Source organism: Neorhizobium galegae (assembly GCF_017877055.1).
Taxonomy (GTDB): Bacteria; Pseudomonadota; Alphaproteobacteria; order Rhizobiales; family Rhizobiaceae; genus Neorhizobium; species Neorhizobium galegae_D.
Window position 1 is genome coordinate 397,090 of sequence record NZ_JAGIPG010000001.1, and the last position, 15,316, is coordinate 412,405.

17 protein-coding genes are annotated in these 15,316 nt (G+C 60.6%); 6 read left to right on the forward strand and 11 right to left on the reverse strand.

Translation table 11 applies throughout. The features are described 5' to 3' along the window. Positions 1–180: 180 nt before the first annotated feature. Positions 181–531: a DUF2934 domain-containing protein gene (locus J2857_RS01620; RefSeq protein ID WP_210008242.1), complete on the reverse strand. Its 351-nt coding sequence runs from the start codon at positions 529–531 to the stop codon at positions 181–183. Between the two features lie 172 nt (positions 532–703). Here J2857_RS01620 and J2857_RS01625 point away from each other — a divergent pair, with 172 nt between their 5' ends. Beyond that, on the forward strand, positions 704–952 hold the full coding sequence (locus J2857_RS01625) for a hypothetical protein (protein ID WP_210008243.1): 249 nt from the start codon (positions 704–706) through the stop codon (positions 950–952). A 108-nt stretch (positions 953–1,060) separates the two neighbouring features. On the opposite strand, the gene J2857_RS01630 is transcribed toward J2857_RS01625, so the two are convergent. Both J2857_RS01630 and J2857_RS01635 read right to left on the reverse strand, forming a co-directional pair. After that, a complete protein-coding gene (locus J2857_RS01630; RefSeq protein ID WP_210008244.1) occupies positions 1,061–1,558 on the reverse strand; it encodes a ferritin-like domain-containing protein in 498 nt (165 codons plus the stop codon). 82 nt (positions 1,559–1,640) lie between these two features. Next, positions 1,641–2,033 carry a BON domain-containing protein gene (locus J2857_RS01635; RefSeq protein WP_210008245.1) on the reverse strand — a complete coding sequence of 131 codons (393 nt, stop codon included), beginning with the start codon at positions 2,031–2,033 and terminating at the stop codon, positions 1,641–1,643. 146 nt (positions 2,034–2,179) lie between these two features. Here J2857_RS01635 and J2857_RS01640 point away from each other — a divergent pair, with 146 nt between their 5' ends. Then, positions 2,180–2,509: a hypothetical protein gene (locus J2857_RS01640; RefSeq protein ID WP_210008246.1), complete on the forward strand. Its 330-nt coding sequence runs from the start codon at positions 2,180–2,182 to the stop codon at positions 2,507–2,509. Positions 2,510–2,542: 33 nt separating this feature from the next. On the opposite strand, the gene J2857_RS01645 is transcribed toward J2857_RS01640, so the two are convergent. Together J2857_RS01645 and J2857_RS01650 are read right to left on the reverse strand one after the other, a co-directional pair. Then, positions 2,543–2,722, reverse strand: coding sequence for a hypothetical protein (locus J2857_RS01645; RefSeq protein ID WP_210010109.1), 180 nt, complete (start codon positions 2,720–2,722; stop codon positions 2,543–2,545). Positions 2,723–2,913: 191 nt separating this feature from the next. Then, entirely contained in the window at positions 2,914–3,114 is a 201-nt protein-coding gene (locus J2857_RS01650; protein WP_210010110.1) for a hypothetical protein, read from the reverse strand. Positions 3,115–3,220: 106 nt separating this feature from the next. Here J2857_RS01650 and J2857_RS01655 point away from each other — a divergent pair, with 106 nt between their 5' ends. Beyond that, positions 3,221–4,027, forward strand: a complete 807-nt coding sequence (locus tag J2857_RS01655) for a Ku protein (RefSeq protein ID WP_210008247.1) — start codon at positions 3,221–3,223, stop codon at positions 4,025–4,027. 9 nt (positions 4,028–4,036) lie between these two features. On the opposite strand, the gene ligD is transcribed toward J2857_RS01655, so the two are convergent. After that, positions 4,037–6,553 carry a DNA ligase D gene (ligD, locus tag J2857_RS01660; protein WP_210008248.1) on the reverse strand — a complete coding sequence of 839 codons (2,517 nt, stop codon included), beginning with the start codon at positions 6,551–6,553 and terminating at the stop codon, positions 4,037–4,039. A 2-nt stretch (positions 6,554–6,555) separates the two neighbouring features. After that, on the reverse strand, positions 6,556–7,404 hold the full coding sequence (locus J2857_RS01665; protein WP_210008249.1) for a Ku protein: 849 nt from the start codon (positions 7,402–7,404) through the stop codon (positions 6,556–6,558). A 176-nt stretch (positions 7,405–7,580) separates the two neighbouring features. On the opposite strand from J2857_RS01665, the gene J2857_RS01670 reads away from it, so the two are divergent. Further along, positions 7,581–8,087, forward strand: a complete 507-nt coding sequence (locus J2857_RS01670; protein WP_306871951.1) for a sigma-70 family RNA polymerase sigma factor — start codon at positions 7,581–7,583, stop codon at positions 8,085–8,087. Positions 8,088–8,199: 112 nt separating this feature from the next. On the opposite strand, the gene J2857_RS01675 is transcribed toward J2857_RS01670, so the two are convergent. Both J2857_RS01675 and J2857_RS01680 read right to left on the reverse strand, forming a co-directional pair. Next, positions 8,200–8,925 carry a glutathione S-transferase gene (locus J2857_RS01675; protein ID WP_210008250.1) on the reverse strand — a complete coding sequence of 242 codons (726 nt, stop codon included), beginning with the start codon at positions 8,923–8,925 and terminating at the stop codon, positions 8,200–8,202. A gap of 2 nt (positions 8,926–8,927) precedes the next feature. Beyond that, positions 8,928–9,563, reverse strand: a complete 636-nt coding sequence (locus J2857_RS01680) for a UdgX family uracil-DNA binding protein (RefSeq protein ID WP_210008251.1) — start codon at positions 9,561–9,563, stop codon at positions 8,928–8,930. Positions 9,564–9,741: 178 nt separating this feature from the next. Here J2857_RS01680 and J2857_RS01685 point away from each other — a divergent pair, with 178 nt between their 5' ends. Beyond that, positions 9,742–12,084, forward strand: coding sequence for a glucose/quinate/shikimate family membrane-bound PQQ-dependent dehydrogenase (locus tag J2857_RS01685; RefSeq protein ID WP_210008252.1), 2,343 nt, complete (start codon positions 9,742–9,744; stop codon positions 12,082–12,084). Positions 12,085–12,153: 69 nt separating this feature from the next. On the opposite strand, the gene J2857_RS01690 is transcribed toward J2857_RS01685, so the two are convergent. Both J2857_RS01690 and J2857_RS01695 read right to left on the reverse strand, forming a co-directional pair. Further along, positions 12,154–12,429 carry a BON domain-containing protein gene (locus J2857_RS01690; protein ID WP_210008253.1) on the reverse strand — a complete coding sequence of 92 codons (276 nt, stop codon included), beginning with the start codon at positions 12,427–12,429 and terminating at the stop codon, positions 12,154–12,156. A 52-nt stretch (positions 12,430–12,481) separates the two neighbouring features. Further along, on the reverse strand, positions 12,482–14,425 hold the full coding sequence (locus tag J2857_RS01695) for a hybrid sensor histidine kinase/response regulator (RefSeq protein ID WP_210008254.1): 1,944 nt from the start codon (positions 14,423–14,425) through the stop codon (positions 12,482–12,484). A gap of 272 nt (positions 14,426–14,697) precedes the next feature. Between J2857_RS01695 and J2857_RS01700 the strand changes: the two genes are divergently transcribed. Then, entirely contained in the window at positions 14,698–15,300 is a 603-nt protein-coding gene (locus J2857_RS01700; RefSeq protein WP_245362985.1) for a TetR/AcrR family transcriptional regulator, read from the forward strand. The last annotated feature ends 16 nt before the right edge of the window (positions 15,301–15,316 follow it).

A 15,316-nucleotide genomic window follows, 5' to 3' on the forward strand; every position in this document is an offset into this window, starting at 1 on the left:
GCCAGTCTCACCCTCCAGAACGTTTTCGTCCCGGCCAACGTTCCTCCGCCGGGACGGAACCGAGACCACGTTCAGACGCAAAAGCCATTTCAATTTTCCAGGATAAACGAACCCGCGGCCGCGATGATGTCAGTCGCCGCGACCAATAACGATAGCGATGAAGCTGGGTGGCGGGCGGCGTCAGGCGCCAGCCGGAACCTTCTTGGAGCCCTTCTTGGCCGGTTGGACAGCTTCCGGCATGGCAGCGGCCGGTGCCTTGGAAGTTGTCTTTGCCGGAGAAGCCTTGGCAGCGGCGGTTTTCGCTGCCGGCTTGGGAGTTGCAGCCTTCGAGGCCGCTTTTGGCGGCTTCACGGCGGTGGCGGACTTGCCGCGCGACCCTGCCGCAGGCCTTTTTGAAGCGGTAGGCCCGAGCGTGGCATATTCCAGCTTGGCTCTTTCCCAATGCTCCCTATCCTTGCCGGACGGATAGCCTTCTTCTTCCCACAACGTGTAGGCCCGTTTTCTGATCCAGACTTCTTCGGATTCCGCCATTCTTGTCTCCATTCGCCCAAGCGCCCCAACGTGCGCGGCGCAGAAAAGTTCCCTGGTAAAAACGAAAAATCGCAACCCGGCCGAGACGTGGCCAACACTCGAAAAAACTTCCCCGGAGGCGGAACTTTTGGTCCCGAATATACTTATGGCCGCCGGGAAGGAGGTACATACAATGGGAAAGTACTGCGATATCGTCCCACACGCAACCGGCTGGGTCTACGTCATCGACGGCGTCCAGTCTGCGTCTTATTATCACACCTATGAGCTCGCCATGGAAGCCGCCAAGGCTCATGTGGCGCGCGACCGAAGCGGACGGGTCGAGATTTTTCGCCGGCAGGCACTGAACGGCGAGATGTTGCCGATTCCGCCGATGCCCGCAAACGCCGATCCTTCGGTTCTGAGGAGATCTTTCCCGGCCTGAGGAGGCCGGAAGGGAGGAAAAACCCGGCGGCAGCCGGGTTTTTTTGTATGTTGAGACCGCGAAAAAGGCGCGGCCGAGGCCGCGCCCTTCTTTCAGTCGCCGAAAATGTCACGCGGCCTTTTGCGCTGCCGTGTTGACGGCGGTCTTGGCAAGGGTCGTCAGAGCCTCGTCGGTCTTGCTTTCCTCGGCAAGCGTCTGTTCGAGAAGCGTTACCGCATCCCGGTGACCGAGTTGCTGAGCCCAGGCACGCAGGGTGCCATAGCGGCTGATCTCGTAATGTTCGACCGCCTGCGCTGCGGCAAGCAGGCCGGCGTCGAGGGCCGGAGTGCCCTTGAACTCGTCGAGGATTTCCTCGCCTTCTTCGATGATGCCGTCGATCGCGGGGCAGGTCTTGCCCTGGGCCCGCTTCCCGATGATCTCGAAGACCTGCTTCAGGCGATCGATCTGGCCTTCGGTTTCTTCCCTGTGCTTTTCGAATGCCGCTTTCAGCTTGGGATCCTGGGCGCCCCGCGCCATCTTCGGCAACGCCTTCACGATCTGGCGCTCGGCGTAATAGATATCCTTCAGGGTTTCATGGAAAAGGTCGTCGAGGGTCTTGCTGGCCATTTGTCTCTCTCCTTGGATGGGTTCTTATGGCAACGGATTGCGAGGCACCTAACGAGCGGGGTGGCTCGCAGGTTCCCGGCGATCAGTGCCTTTCGGGGGCAATTCGAAGATTGTTGCGGCAGGCGGTGACACCCTCGATGTCGAGGACGGCTTCTTCGGCCCGGGTCTTGTCGGCGAAGTGCGCGACGTAACCTTCCAGGGTCACCTCGCCGTTCTCCACCGAGACCGTCATGTTGGTCGGGTCGAGAAAGGCGTCCTGCGTCAGGTGCTCGTTGACGTCCTGTGCGATCAGATCGTCGGGCCGTTCGTAATCATTCGGTCCCTTGCGGATCTGCTTTTGCTGCTCCGGTCCCTCGGCAAAGATATTGGCTTCGCCCTGAAGATAACCGCTCGGGCGGCTTTCCGCCGGACCCTCCCACCGCGGCCATTGCGAGGTCTCGCCGGGACGGCCAGCTTTCGGCTGCTCATTCTTCATCGGCTTTCTCCTTCTCAGGGGGCATGATCGCCCGCAGCGGAGAAACCCATGGTTGCCGGAAAAGTTCCGCGCGACTTCATGGAACCGGAACGGCCGAGCCGCGTTTAGGGTTCAAACTAAAAAAGTGCCTACGACGGGAGAGAGACATGCAGGACAGGCTGAAGATTTATCGGCTGGTGCCGACGGCTGCGCCTGGCGATCCGAACTGGCAGAACTCGCCACCGCATGGCGAAGTGGTGGTCCGGGCAAAGACCGCCGGCGATGCGCGGCTCGTGGCAAGCCAGGCGGAACTGGATTTCATGGAAATCGATGCTTCGCCCTGCGAAGGCAATTCGACCGAGATGGCGAGCGCCTTCCGTAGCGACAAGCTTTATACGGTGATCGAGGATACCAGCTGCCGGTTCGCGCCGAATGGGCCGCGGGGCGTGATCGGCGGCCGTGTGCGCATCGACAACCTGATTTCGACCCAGCTTTGATCGCTTGAGACGGACGTACACAAGACGGAGATATCAGTCGGTGCGACCGTCGATCTTTTCGGCGAGTGCCCTCTGCAGTTCGCGCGCCAGGTCGAGCAGCCGATCAGGAACTTCTTCCTTCTCTATTTCGGTCAGAAGGACCGAGACCTTGCGGTTAACCCGCCGTCCCATCCTGGCGTCCTGTTCCGCAACCGGAGTGTCTTGTTTCGTCATCCCGACCTCTGACGTAATCACCTCCGGCATATCTGTTGCCGAACAATGTCCGTCCGCCATAACCCTACATTAGCTTTCCATACATCATCACGGCTAACTTCGGATATCCCGAAAAAGTCACAGAGGACAAATGAAATAAAGCGACTCCCTATCCGGGAGCCGCCTGATTTGTTCCAGAGTTTTTTGGACACTCAGTGCGTGGGTGGTTTCGGCGCACCCGACGGAATGGACGTCACCGTGCTCGAGACGGGATCGCTCGCCGGAAACGTGTCTTCCAGGCCTTCGTTGAGCTGTTCGTCCAGCTCCTTCTTTTCGCCGCGGTGACGAGCCGACTGTTCGGTCTTCCTGTCCGGGTTGTTCCGCGCAGAGTTCGGGGTGCTGTTGTTGCTCATCTGATTTCTCCTGGCCTGTTTCATCACGAAAACGGTTCGGATCGAACGTTTGTTCCGGAACCAAGCGACGGCAGCGCGGGTTATCGGGAAAACGAAGGAGTATTCCGTGGCGCCGCGAGTGTTCTGGAAAGGTTATCTGAAGCTCTCGCTCGTCACCTGCCGCGTGACGATGACGCCGGCTGTCTCCGAAGGAGCCAAGGTGCGGTTCCACAATATCAACCGCAAGACCAACAATCGCGTCCTCAGCCAGTATGTCGATGCGCAGACCGGTGAGGTGGTCGAGGACGAAGATCAGGTCAAGGGCTATCCGAAGGGCGAGGACGACTATGTTCTTCTCGAAGACGAAGAGATTGAGGATGTCGGGCTCGAAAGCACCCGTACGATCGATATCGAGACTTTCGTGCCGGCGGACTCGATCGGCTGGATCTGGTACGACCGGCCGCATTACCTGGCGCCGGACGACGAGGTGAGTGCCGAGGCGTTTGCGGTGATCCGAGAGGCTATGGCAAAGAGCGCTACCGGCGGCATTGCCCGGCTCGTCATGTATCGTCGTGAGCGGGCGGTTCTGCTGTTGCCCAAGAACAAGGGGATTGTCGTCTGGACCTTGCGTTACGGCGACGAAGTACGCGACGCTGACGAATACGCCGTCGAAACACCGAAAGAGAAGGTTGATGCCGAGCATCTGTCGATGATGAAGAAGATCATCGACGAGCGCACCGAAGCCTGGAAGCCTTCGATGGCGGACGACCCGGTCCAGGACCGGCTGCTCGAAATCATCGCCGAGCGCAAGAAGAGCCGGAAGACCAGAAAGAAAGTCGACGAGAAGGTGCCCGAGCGCAGCAGCAACGTGATCGACATCACCGCGGCGCTGAAGAAGAGCCTGGAGGCGGAGCGCAAGGCGCCGAGGAAGTGAGCCTCCCTTCTACCGTTTTTTCTTTTCCTTGAACTCGATCGGCGCTTCCGCCTTGCGGAAATCGCCCCAAGGGTCCTTCGCCTGCTGGGCGATGCGGGCCGGGGCGTTGATGACCGTGAAATAGTTAGGGCCGATAGCCCCGCCGAGCTCTTCCCACTCGACCGGCATGGAGACCGGCGCGCCGGGCCGGGCACGGGTGGAATAGGGGGCGACTGCGGTATTGCCGCGGCCGTTGCGCAGGTAGTCGATGAGGATCTTACCGGTTCGCTTCGACTTGGTGATGGTCGAGACGTATTTGTCCGGGTCGTCACCGGCCATGCCGTCGGCCAACGCCTTCATCGCCGCCTTCACCTCCGGCCATTCCGCCTTCTGCTTGACGGGTGCGACGACATGCAGGCCCTTGCCACCCGACGTCTTGACGAAAGCCACCAGTCCCATGTCTTCGAAGCGTCGCTTGACCTCGTGTGCCGCCGCAATGATGTCGGTCCAGGTAACACCTTCGCCCGGGTCTAGGTCGATGTTGACCATGTCCGGCTTTTCCCAGTCGTCCAGGTTCGAACCCCATGGGTGGATTTCCAGCGTCGCACCTTGAACAAGACCGAGCAATCCGTCGAGGTTACGGATGGTGATGTCCTCTTCCGCCGGATCGGTCGGGTCCTTCACGAGTACGGCGTTCTTGGTCATGCCCTTCCAGCCGTGTTTCTGAAAGAAAAGCTGTTTGCCGACACCGTCAGGTCCCCGCACCAGTGCCAGCGGACGGTTGACGACGAAGGGCGCCATCAGCCGCCAGACTTCGGTGTAGTAGTCGGCAAGCCCGGCTTTGGTCACCCCGGCATCCGGCCAGTAGACCCGGTCGGGATGGGTGAGATTGACCGTCCTCTTCGGCGGCTTCGGTTGTTCCGCTACGTTCACTGGCCCGCCCTCCCGGACGATATCCTTTGGGTCCTTGTCTTCGCGCAAGCCCCGGAAGGCCGCATGGCGGATATGCGCATCCGCCGTCCAGCCGCGAAATTCCACCTCCGCCACCAGTTCGGGCCGCACGAAAACGACATCCTTCTTTTCCACCCCGGCAAGCTTTTCGTCAAACGGGCTTTCGTCGATTGAGATTTCCTTGAGGCGCTTGAACAGCGACTGGGCCACCGCATTCGAGTAACCCGTGCCGACGCGGCCGGCATGCCGCAGCTTCCCCTTGCCATAATAGCCCATGACCAGCGATCCGATTGCCGTCCGCGAAACCGAGGAGGGGACAAAACCCGCGACAACGAACTCCTGCCGTGCCGAGCATTTCGACTTCACCCAGTCGCGGCCTCGGCCCGGTCGGTAGGGCGCATCCGATATCTTGGAGATAATGCCTTCGAGGCTCAGCCGGCAGGCATGTTTCAGGACCAGGCCGCCCTCGTCGCCGAAATGCTCGCTGTAGCGCAGGCCCGGGCCGGCGCCGATCAGCAGTGTTTCCAGCGCCTCCTTGCGCTTCAGAAGCGTCGCGCCGGTCAGGTCGTAACCGTCCAGGTGAAGAATATCGAAGGCGTAGAAGGTGAAGCGATCGTTTCGGCCTTCGCTGAGGTCCTGCTGAAGCAGCGAGAAATCCGTGGCGCCGGAACCCGCCTCGACCGCCACCTCGCCATCGATGATCGCATCGGTCGCCGCAAGTTTTGTGAATTCCGCGATGATCTCGTCCCCGAACTTGTGCGTCCAATCGAGGCCGGTGCGTGTCAACAGCTTTACCTTGCCATTTTCGATACGTGCCTGCAGGCGATAGCCGTCGAGTTTGATCTCGTGGACCCAGCGTTTGCCGGAAGGGGCAGTCTTTACCAGCGTCGCAAGCTGCGGCTCGACGAAATCCGGGAGTTCGGCTTTCCGGGCGCCCTTGATCTTCGAAGCTGCAATGTCGGATTTTTCCGCTTCGGGACCGGATTTCGCCTTTGCTTTCGGTTTGGCCGTGTTCTTTGCCACCGGTGCCTTGCGGCCCCAGATTTCGTCCAGCGTCTTGCCGGACTTCACTGAAAGCGGCATTTCGTCGAGAATGTCCTTGTCGCCCTCGGCCCGGGCGAATTCATCTTCGCCCTTGATCAGCAGCCAGTTCTCGCGTTTTTCTCCTTGCCTTGGGGCCATGCGGATCAGGTGCCAGCGGCCTTCCAGCTTCTCGCCCTTCAGCTCGAATTCCATATGGCCTTTCTTGTAGGCCTTGTGGGGGTCGCCGATCGGTTCCCAGGTGCCGCGATCCCAGAGCATGACCGCGCCGGCGCCATAATTGCCTTTGGGGATCATGCCTTCGAAACCGCCATAGTCGAGCGGATGGTCTTCTACATGCACCGCAAGCCGCTTTTCGCCCGGCACGAAGCTCGGGCCGCGGGTAACCGCCCAGCTTTTCAGCACGCCGTCCATCTCCAGCCGGAAATCGTAGTGAAGGCGGGTGGCGTCGTGTTTCTGGATCACGAAACTGTTGCCGGATGCCTTGGCCTTGCGGCCGCGGGGCTCGGGAGAGGCCTTGAAGTTCCGTTTCTGGTTATAGGTTTCGAGCGCCATGATCAGCTCGCCTTTCTCTGCGGGGTGGCAGTCTTACGAGATACGGTTTTCTTGGCGGGCTTATTCGGAGGGGTTTTCTTGCCGCCGGCGCTCTGGCGCAGCGCATCGAGCAGGCTGGAGACCTTCTTGGGTTCCGGCTTCGGCTGCTTCCTGAGCTTGCGCCCTTCGATCTTCGCCTTGATCAACTCGGCAAGGGCTGCCTCGTAACGGTCGTCGAACTTGCTCGGGTCGAACTCGCCGCGCTTGGTATCGATGATGTGTTCGGCGAGATCGAGCATCTCGCCCTCGATCTTGAAGCTCTTGATGTCGGAGAAGATTTCCTTCGCGGGCCGGACCTCGTAGTCGTAGTTCAGCGTGCTGGCGATGAGGCCTTTCTCGCTCGGGCGGATCAGCAGCGTCCGCAGGCGCCGGAACAGCACGGTGCGGGCGAGTGCCGCGACGTTCTTTTCCGTCAACCCTTTGCGGATCAGCTCGAAGACTTCGGCCGCAGGTTTATCGGCCGGTGCCAAATAGTAGGGGCGATCGATAAAGATGGTATCGACGCCGTCGCAGGGAATGAAGGTCTCGAGCTCCAAGGTCTTGTCACTCTCCGGGACCGCGGCTTTGATTTCGTCGGGCTCCAGGAAGACGGATTGACCGCTGGAGACCTCGTAACCCTTGACGATGTCTTCGCTCTCGACTTGCTTGCCGGTATCGGCGTCGACCATCTGGCGGTGGACGCGGTTGCCCGTCTCCCGGTTGATGATGTGAAAGCTGACGCGATCGGATGTCGAGGCGGCCGTATAAAGGGCCACAGGGCAGCTCAACTCTCCGACCTTCAGATACCCTTTCCAGTTTGCACGCGGTGCCACGATCAGAACTCCGTGAAAGCCTTATCAACAGGCCTGATGGCCTGTTTGTTCCGCAAGCGGGAAGGGGTTTCCGTCACGAAGATGAACAGCGCATTCATCTTAGCGGAACCAAATACGTAAGGCGTGCGTTTGCCCCCGTCATTCCAGCCATGAAGACTTCGGAGAGGTAGGCAACGGTGTCTGAATCACAGTTGAATGGTGATCCTGCACGTGCAGACATAGTAAGGCTTATCCCGGCTCTCCGCGCATTTGCCCGTACTTTCTGCCGCAATCCCAGCGATGCAGACGATCTGGTGCAGGAGACGCTGATGAAGGCGCTTGCCAATCTCGACAAGTTCGAGCCGGGCACCAAGCTGAAGAGCTGGCTTTTCACCATCATGCGCAACACCTTTTACACACGCGCCAAGGTGCTTGGTCGCGAGGCCCCCGGGATCGAGGAGAATATTTCCGGTGACACGCCGATTGCGGCAAACCAGGAGATGGCGGCGAGAGCCCGCGAGGTCCAGCGGGCGCTGCAGAAACTCCCGCCTCATTATCGCGAAGTGCTGACGCTCGTCGCGATCCTTGGGGAAAGCTACGAGGCGGCGGCGGAAATCTGCGATTGTGCGGTGGGCACGGTGAAAAGCCGCCTGAACCGGGCGCGGCATCAAATCCTGCAGGAACTGGGGGAAGAAACCAATTGAGCTGCCGCATCGCGACAGCTTTTTTCTTTGGAGGTCGTCATGAAGTTCACATTGATCGCGGTGGCGATCGTCCTTGTGACGATCGCCCCGGTTTTCGCGTTTATCTAGCCGATCAGACCGGATCCTGGTCGAGGTCCGGGTAATGCCGGAATATGCCCGACTCGTTGAAGGCGAGCCGGCGCTTCGACGTGAGATAGGCTGCGATATTCGGACGCTTGGCGACCGCGTCGCGCAGGTTGGCGACGTTGGGATAGTCGCCATCGAAGTTCTTCATGGCACGCGGGAAGGCATAACGAAGGCCTTCGGCGAGCTGGAAGAGCGACAGGTCTACATAGCTCAGGGCATTACCCACCGTGTGGCCGCTCTTTGCCGGATTGGCCGCGATGATGCGCTCGAAATAACCCATGAACTTCGGCACCCGATGTTTCAGGAACGCCTTGGAACGGGCTTTGGCCTCTTCCTTCTGATCCTCGTAATAGTCGGCGGTGCTGATCGGGTGGTGCGTGTCGTGCACTTCGGCCACGAAATCGGTGATCGTCAGTTGCAGCCCGTGGGCGAAGATGCGGGATTTCTCGTCCTTCGGCACCAGATCTAGCTTCGGCCCGAGATAGTTGAGGATGTTGGCGACATGCGAGACGATCAGGTCGCCATCCTTGAGGAAGGGTGGTGCGAAGGGCATGTCGTAGCCATGCTTGCCGTGGATATAGTCCATCATCTTCGCTGTGCCGCGCTCGCCGCGGGCGACGTCCACGTAGTCGGCTCCTGCTTCTTCCAGCGCCAGCCGCACGTATTCCCCGCGGCCCTGAAGGCCGTCCCAGTAATAAAGCTCGTAGGTCATCTTCACTCCAGAAATTCAAAGATCTTCTTCAAATCATCGACGAAACGGCTCCGATTGAGTTCCGCGTCCGGCTGATCCAGCGTCCTCAGCAGTGCCGAAGGGTGGATGGTCACCAGCACCGGCAGGCCGTCCGGTGATCTCAACACCGTGCCGCGGTCGCGGGTCACTTTTGCCTGTCGGCCAAGCAATGAAAAGAGCGCCGTTGCGCCGAGCGCTACGGCAAGTTTCGGTTTGACAAGGCGCAGTTCGGCCGCCAGCCACCAGGCGCAGGCCTGCACTTCGCCGGCATTGGGCTTGGAATGGATGCGTCGTTTGCCGCGTGGCGTGAACTTGAAATGCTTCACCGCATTGGTGACGTAGCAGATATCACGCTCGACGCCGGCTTCCTCCAGGCAGTGGTCGAGGAGTTTTCCCGCCGGCCCGACGAACGGTCTGCCCGCCTGATCCTCCTTGTCGCCCGGCTGCTCCCCGACAAACAGTACTGCCGTCTTGGCCGGCCCCTCGCCGAAAACCAGATGCGTGGCGTTCTTGTAGAGATCGCAACGGGTGCAGCTTTCGGCGTCCTGCCTGACGTCCGGCAGTTTGTCGCCTTCCGCACCGGGTGTTTCGAAGGCAGGGCCTTTGCGCGATGTCAGCATTCTTCCAACTCCTCGTGGAAATCCCAGAACCAGCTGGGCCGCGTGACGGTTCCGTTAAATTTGCATCGCGGGAACACGCGCTGGAACTTTTGCACCGAGGTTGTGTTGAGGGCTCGGGTGCCGCGAGGTTTTTCGCGCGCGCGATTTCGAGATTTTCAAGTCGGACAGGGTTTCGAATATGGCTATCAGGATTACCGCGATCCTTTTCACGCTGATCGGGGTGGCACTGGCCATCGGGGGCGGGCAGTTGCTGCTGCTCGGCGGCAGCGCCTATTACATCATCTGCGGTCTCGGCTTCGTGCTGACCGCCATTCTGCTTTTCCTCAGAAACGCGATGGCGCTGAGGGTCTATGCGGTGCTCGTATTGGCCTCGCTTGCCTGGGCGATCTGGGAAGTCGGGCTCGACTGGTGGCAGCTCGGCCCGCGCGGCGGGGTAATCATCCTGCTCGGCCTCTGGCTCCTGACACCCTGGATCCGAACTCCGCTCGGTTTTTCGAGCCCGACGGGCATGCGCTACGGCGCCAGCGCCCAGCCGCTCGGCATTTCGGTGATGATCGCGATCATCGTCGCGATCATCTCGATGTTTCTCGATCCGCTCGACCGGAGCGGCGAACTCCCGACACAGTCCGTCGCCGCCGCTCCGCCGATGGGTGGCAACGTGCCGCCCGGCGAATGGCACCAGTATGGGCGAACGCCCTTTGGCCAGCGTTATTCGCCGCTCGACCAGATCAAGGTCGACAACGTCGCTCACCTCACGGAAGTCTGGCGCTATCAGACCGGCGACGTGAAGCGGCCGGACGACGTCGGCGAGACCACCTATCAGGTGACACCGCTGAAGGTCGGCAATTCGCTCTATCTCTGCACGCCGCACAATCTCGCTATCGCGCTCGATGCGACGACCGGCAAGGAGAAGTGGAAATACGATCCGAATTCCGGCATGAACCCGGACCGGCAGCACCAGACCTGCCGCGGCGTCAGCTACTACAGAGATCAGGCGGCGGCTGCCGGCAGTCCGTGCGCGGAACGCGTCTATCTGCCGACGTCGGATGCGCGGCTGATTGCGCTCGATGCCGCCAACGGCCAGGTCTGCACCTCCTTTGCCGACAACGGGACGCTGCAGCTCACCAGCGGCATGCAGTACAATCCGGCTGGGTATTACTACTCGACCTCGCCACCGGCGATCGCGGGCAACAAGATCATCATCGGCGGCGCGGTCAACGACAATTATTCCACCCAGTCGCAATCCGGTGTTATCCGGGCCTTCGACGTCAACACGGGGCAGCTGATCTGGAACTGGGATTCGGGCAATCCGAGTCAGACCCAGCCGCTGCCGCCCGGCCAGACCTATACGACCAATTCGCCCAATAGCTGGTCGGTATTCAGCGTCGACGAGGACCTTGGGCTCGTCTATATCCCGCTCGGCAACCAGGTGCCGGACCAGCTCGGCATGGGACGCAGCGAGAGCGTGGAGAAATATTCCTCGTCGATCGTCGCGCTCGATCTCAATACCGGTGCCGACCGCTGGGTGCGGCAGACGGTGCATCACGATCTCTGGGATATGGACGTGCCGGCCCAGCCGGTTCTCCTCAACATCACCAAACCGGACAATACGGTGGTGCCGGCGCTGGTCGGCCCGACCAAGCAGGGCGACATCTACGTGCTCGACCGGCGTACCGGCGAGCCGATCATTCCGATCACCGAGGAGCCGGCGCCGGCAGGTGCCATTCCGGAAGACCGGACCGCGCCGACGCAGCCCACCTCGGCTCTGACGTTCAAACCGCGGCCGCTCGAGGAGCGGGACATGTGGGGCATCAGCATGTTCGACCAGATGGTCTGCCGCATCTGGTACCACCAGTACAATTATCTCGGCCGCTACACGCCGCCGTCGTTGAAGGGCTCGATCGTCTATCCGGGCAATTTCGGCACCTTCAACTGGGGCAGTGTCGCGGTCGATCCGGAACGGCAGGTGATGTTCGGCATGCCGACCTATCTCGCCTTCACCTCGAGGCTGGTTCCGCGTGCGGACATTCCGCCCAAGGGCCAGGACCAGAAGGGCAGCGAGCAGGGCCTCAACCGCAACGAAGGCGCCCCCTATGGCGTCTTTATGGGGCCATTCCTCGGACCGCTGCAGATTCCCTGCCAGGCGCCGCCGTGGGGTTATGTCTCGGGCGTGGATCTGCGAACCGGCCAGATCGCCTACAAGCACCGCAACGGCACGGTCTACGACATGACGCCGCTGCCGCTGCCCTTCAAGGTCGGGGTGCCGGGCATCGGCGGGCCGATGATCACCAAGGGCGGAGTGGCTTTCCTTGGGGCTGCGGTGGACAATTACTTGCGCGCCTACAACCTCACCAATGGTCGTGAACTCTGGAAGGCGCGGTTGCCGGCCGGCGGCCAGGCGACGCCGATGACCTACGCGGTCGATGACGGCCGGCAGTTCGTGGTGATGGTGGCCGGCGGGCACGGCTCGGTCGGGACCAAGCCCGGTGACTACGTGATCGCCTATGCCCTGCCGCGATAGATAGAGCTCAACGAAAAAGGTCCGGACGTTTTGCATCCGGACCTTTTTTGCATTCGGCTTCGGCCTGGACTAGGCGATGCCGTTGAAACGGATTTCGTTGCGAACGTCCGTCACTCCGGGAATACTCAGCGCCACTTCCTTGGCTCGCGCTACTTCGGTCTCCAATTGGACGGTCCCGCTCAGCGTGATCTCGGAACCGCTGGCGGTGACGGTGACGTCGCTTGCATCGACGCCGCCGGCTGAAGCCAGCGCATCGGCGACCGCCCCTTCGAGCGTCGCGCTTGGCGGAAACTCCGCCTCGACCTCGGGAGGCGTCTCATGAAAATGCTGATGCTTGAAGACCATTGTCGTACTCCGTTCTGACACGGCACGACAACGCGCAGCGAGGGCGATTGGTTCAGCGCCCGCCGGCGAGAACCGTGGCGATGATCTCCTGAAGCTGGTTCTGCGAGAAGGGTTTCGGCAATCGCGGCAGGCGGTTGTCGCCGCCGGTCGGCAATTCGGCGTAGCCGGTTGCCAGCACTACCGGCAGGCCTGGTCGCTCTTCGCGGATGGCGGCGGCCAGTTCGGAGCCGGTCATGCGGGGCATCGAATGATCGGTGATGACGAGATCGATGTCATGGGCGCCGCTTCTCAGCTCCTTCAGGGCATCGGTCCCACTATAGGCCTCGATCACCGTATGGCCGAGATCCTCCAGCATCAGCGTGGTGTTCATCAGGACCAGCGCGTCGTCGTCGACGGCGAGAATGGTCAGGCGTCCTCTGGGAGTTGCTGCGGGCGAGGGCATGGTCTTCTCCGAAGACTGCGGACAGTCGTTTGCATCTGCCGCAGGCAGATAGAGCGAAACCGTCGTACCCTTGCCCTTTTGGCTTTCGATTTCAAGTTTGCCGCCCGACTGTTCGGTCAGGCCTTGCACCATGGAAAGTCCGAGCCCTGTCCCCTTGCCGACACCCTTGGTGGTGAAAAACGGCGTCGTGGCGCGGATAAGGGTCTCTTCGTCCATGCCTTCGCCGCTGTCGGCGACCGAAAGCCGAACGTAACAACCGGGCTTCAACCTGTCAGTATTCTCGTCGGCCAGATATTCCTCGGCGCTGATGACGATCGTGCCGCCGCCAGCCATTGCGTCTCGGGCGTTGACGACAAGGTTCAGAAGCGCGGTCTCGAGCTGAACCGGATCGCTCGTGATATGCGGCAGGTTTTCGGCAAAGCGGGTTTCCACGGAGGCGGAGGCGCTGAGCGACCGCTGAATGAAATCCATCATGCCGCCCACGAGTACCGGCACGTCGATGGCCTGCATGTTCAGTTCCTGTCGCCGGGAGAACGCCAGCATGCGTTGGGTCAGGGCAGCCCCCCGCTCGGCGCCCTGAATGGCATTATCCAGCAGCGGCGTCAGCGCCGGATCGTCGGGCAGGCGTTTCTTCAGAATTTCCAGGCTGCCCAGTACGGCCATCAGCAGATTGTTGAAATCGTGGGCGATGCCCCCGGTCAGCTGGCCGATCGCTTCCATCTTCTGGGATTGGAAAAGTTCCTCGCGCGCCTGGGTGAGCGCCTTCTGTGCCTCGACTTTTTCCGTGATGTCGCGGGTGATCTTGGCAAAGCCGAGAAGGGTGCCTTCCTCGTTGCGGATCGCGTCGATGATCACATGCGCCCAGAAACGCGTGCCGTCCTTGCGCTGCCGCCAGCCTTCCCTCTCGAATCGTCCGTCGCGCCGTGCGGTCTCCAGGCTCCGGGCCGGTTCTCCGCGCTCGCGATCCTCCGGTGTATAGAATTGCGAAAAATGCCGGCCGACGATTTCGTCAGCCGTATAGCCCTTGATGCGTGTGGCGCCGGGGTTCCAGTTGCTGACGCGGCCATCCGGGTCGAGCATGTAGAGAGCATAGTCGGTGACCCCCTGGACGAGGAGCTGGAATTTCTGCTCGCTCAACCGGAGTTCCGTCTCGGCTTTTTTCCGTTCTGTCAGGTCGCGGGTTACTTTGGCGAAGCCGAGAAGCTCGCCGGAGCGGCCCCAGATCGGATCGATGATGACATGGGCCCAGAAGCGGCTGCCGTCCTTGCGGACGCGCCAGCCTTCCTTTTCGAAGCGGCCTTCGGTCGCAGCGGTCCGCAAGGCGTGCTCCGGCGCACGTGCCAGCCTGTCTTCAGGTGTATAGAAGCGGGAAAAATGCTCGCCGAGGATTTCCCAGGCCTCGTATCCCTTGAAGCGCTGGGCGCCGGGATTCCAGCTGACGATCTTGCCCTCCGGATCAATCATGTAAATCGCATAGTCGGTGATGGCGTCTATGAGAAGACGATACCGCTCCTCGTCAAGCAACGAGACGTCGTAACCTTGAGGTACGCTCATAAATCGTCCCCGGCCCACAACGTTTGTGGTCTAATGCGCTGTAACAACGAATAGTTGTGACTCTGCAACAGGATCATTACTCTTCCCCGGCCCACGACGCCCGTGGTCTAACGCGAGATAATGTCCGAGTCTCATTTTGGTTCCCTTTCTCCAGAGTTTTTATCTTGTGCCTCGGCGGCGGCTGCCGGGCCTGGGTTGACGGATGACGGATTTTCCTTTACGACTGACGAAAGATGAAAATCGTCACACGTAAAATGAAAGACTTCAGCGGTATGGATACCAACGAAAATACCCTGGAAACGTCGCGACAGGAGAATGTCGGCCGCATCCTCGATGCGGCGGAGCGGCTGTTCAAGCATTACGGCTATACCAAGACGAACGTGGCGGATATCGCGCGCGATCTCGGCATGTCGCCCGCCAATATCTACCGGTTCTTCTCGTCCAAGGCCGACATCCATCAGGCCCTGGCGCACCGCATGCTCGACGGCAGCTATCAGGCGGCACTCGCCAATGCGAAGCGGCCGGTGAGCGCTGCGGAACGACTGCGTAATCACGTCATGCAGCAGCACCGCTTCACGCTCGAGACCATGCTCGACGAGAAGAAGGTGCATGAGATGGTGGTGATCGCCATCGAGCAGCAGTGGCCGGTCATCGAGCGGCATCTCGAACGGATTCGCCTCATCATTGCAGATCTTATCAAGGAAGGCATCGAAGCCGGCGAATTCCGCGAACAGGATCACCAGCTCGCATCCGAATGCTTCATGTCGTCCGTGGTCATCCTTTGTCATCCGCAGCTCGTTGCAGATTGCCTCTTGGAAACCAGGATCGGCAAGCCAGAGGATCTCGTAGAGTTCGGCCTCAAGGCCCTCAGATAATTCGCCAGAAATAGTC

Coding starts and splice junctions, on each gene's coding strand:
- J2857_RS01690 (WP_210008253.1), bottom strand. CDS start 12,429: ATGGTCTTCAAGCATCAGCATTTTCATGAGACGCCTCCCGAGGTCGAG.
- ligD (WP_210008248.1), bottom strand. CDS start 6,553: ATGGCGCTCGAAACCTATAACCAGAAACGGAACTTCAAGGCCTCTCCC.
- J2857_RS01640 (WP_210008246.1), top strand. CDS start 2,180: ATGCAGGACAGGCTGAAGATTTATCGGCTGGTGCCGACGGCTGCGCCT.
- J2857_RS01620 (WP_210008242.1), bottom strand. CDS start 531: ATGGCGGAATCCGAAGAAGTCTGGATCAGAAAACGGGCCTACACGTTG.
- J2857_RS01630 (WP_210008244.1), bottom strand. CDS start 1,558: ATGGCCAGCAAGACCCTCGACGACCTTTTCCATGAAACCCTGAAGGAT.
- J2857_RS01680 (WP_210008251.1), bottom strand. CDS start 9,563: ATGCTGACATCGCGCAAAGGCCCTGCCTTCGAAACACCCGGTGCGGAA.
- J2857_RS01675 (WP_210008250.1), bottom strand. CDS start 8,925: ATGACCTACGAGCTTTATTACTGGGACGGCCTTCAGGGCCGCGGGGAA.
- J2857_RS01700 (WP_245362985.1), top strand. CDS start 14,698: ATGGATACCAACGAAAATACCCTGGAAACGTCGCGACAGGAGAATGTC.
- J2857_RS01625 (WP_210008243.1), top strand. CDS start 704: ATGGGAAAGTACTGCGATATCGTCCCACACGCAACCGGCTGGGTCTAC.
- J2857_RS01650 (WP_210010110.1), bottom strand. CDS start 3,114: ATGAGCAACAACAGCACCCCGAACTCTGCGCGGAACAACCCGGACAGG.
- J2857_RS01645 (WP_210010109.1), bottom strand. CDS start 2,722: ATGACGAAACAAGACACTCCGGTTGCGGAACAGGACGCCAGGATGGGA.
- J2857_RS01695 (WP_210008254.1), bottom strand. CDS start 14,425: ATGAGCGTACCTCAAGGTTACGACGTCTCGTTGCTTGACGAGGAGCGG.
- J2857_RS01635 (WP_210008245.1), bottom strand. CDS start 2,033: ATGAAGAATGAGCAGCCGAAAGCTGGCCGTCCCGGCGAGACCTCGCAA.
- J2857_RS01685 (WP_210008252.1), top strand. CDS start 9,742: ATGGCTATCAGGATTACCGCGATCCTTTTCACGCTGATCGGGGTGGCA.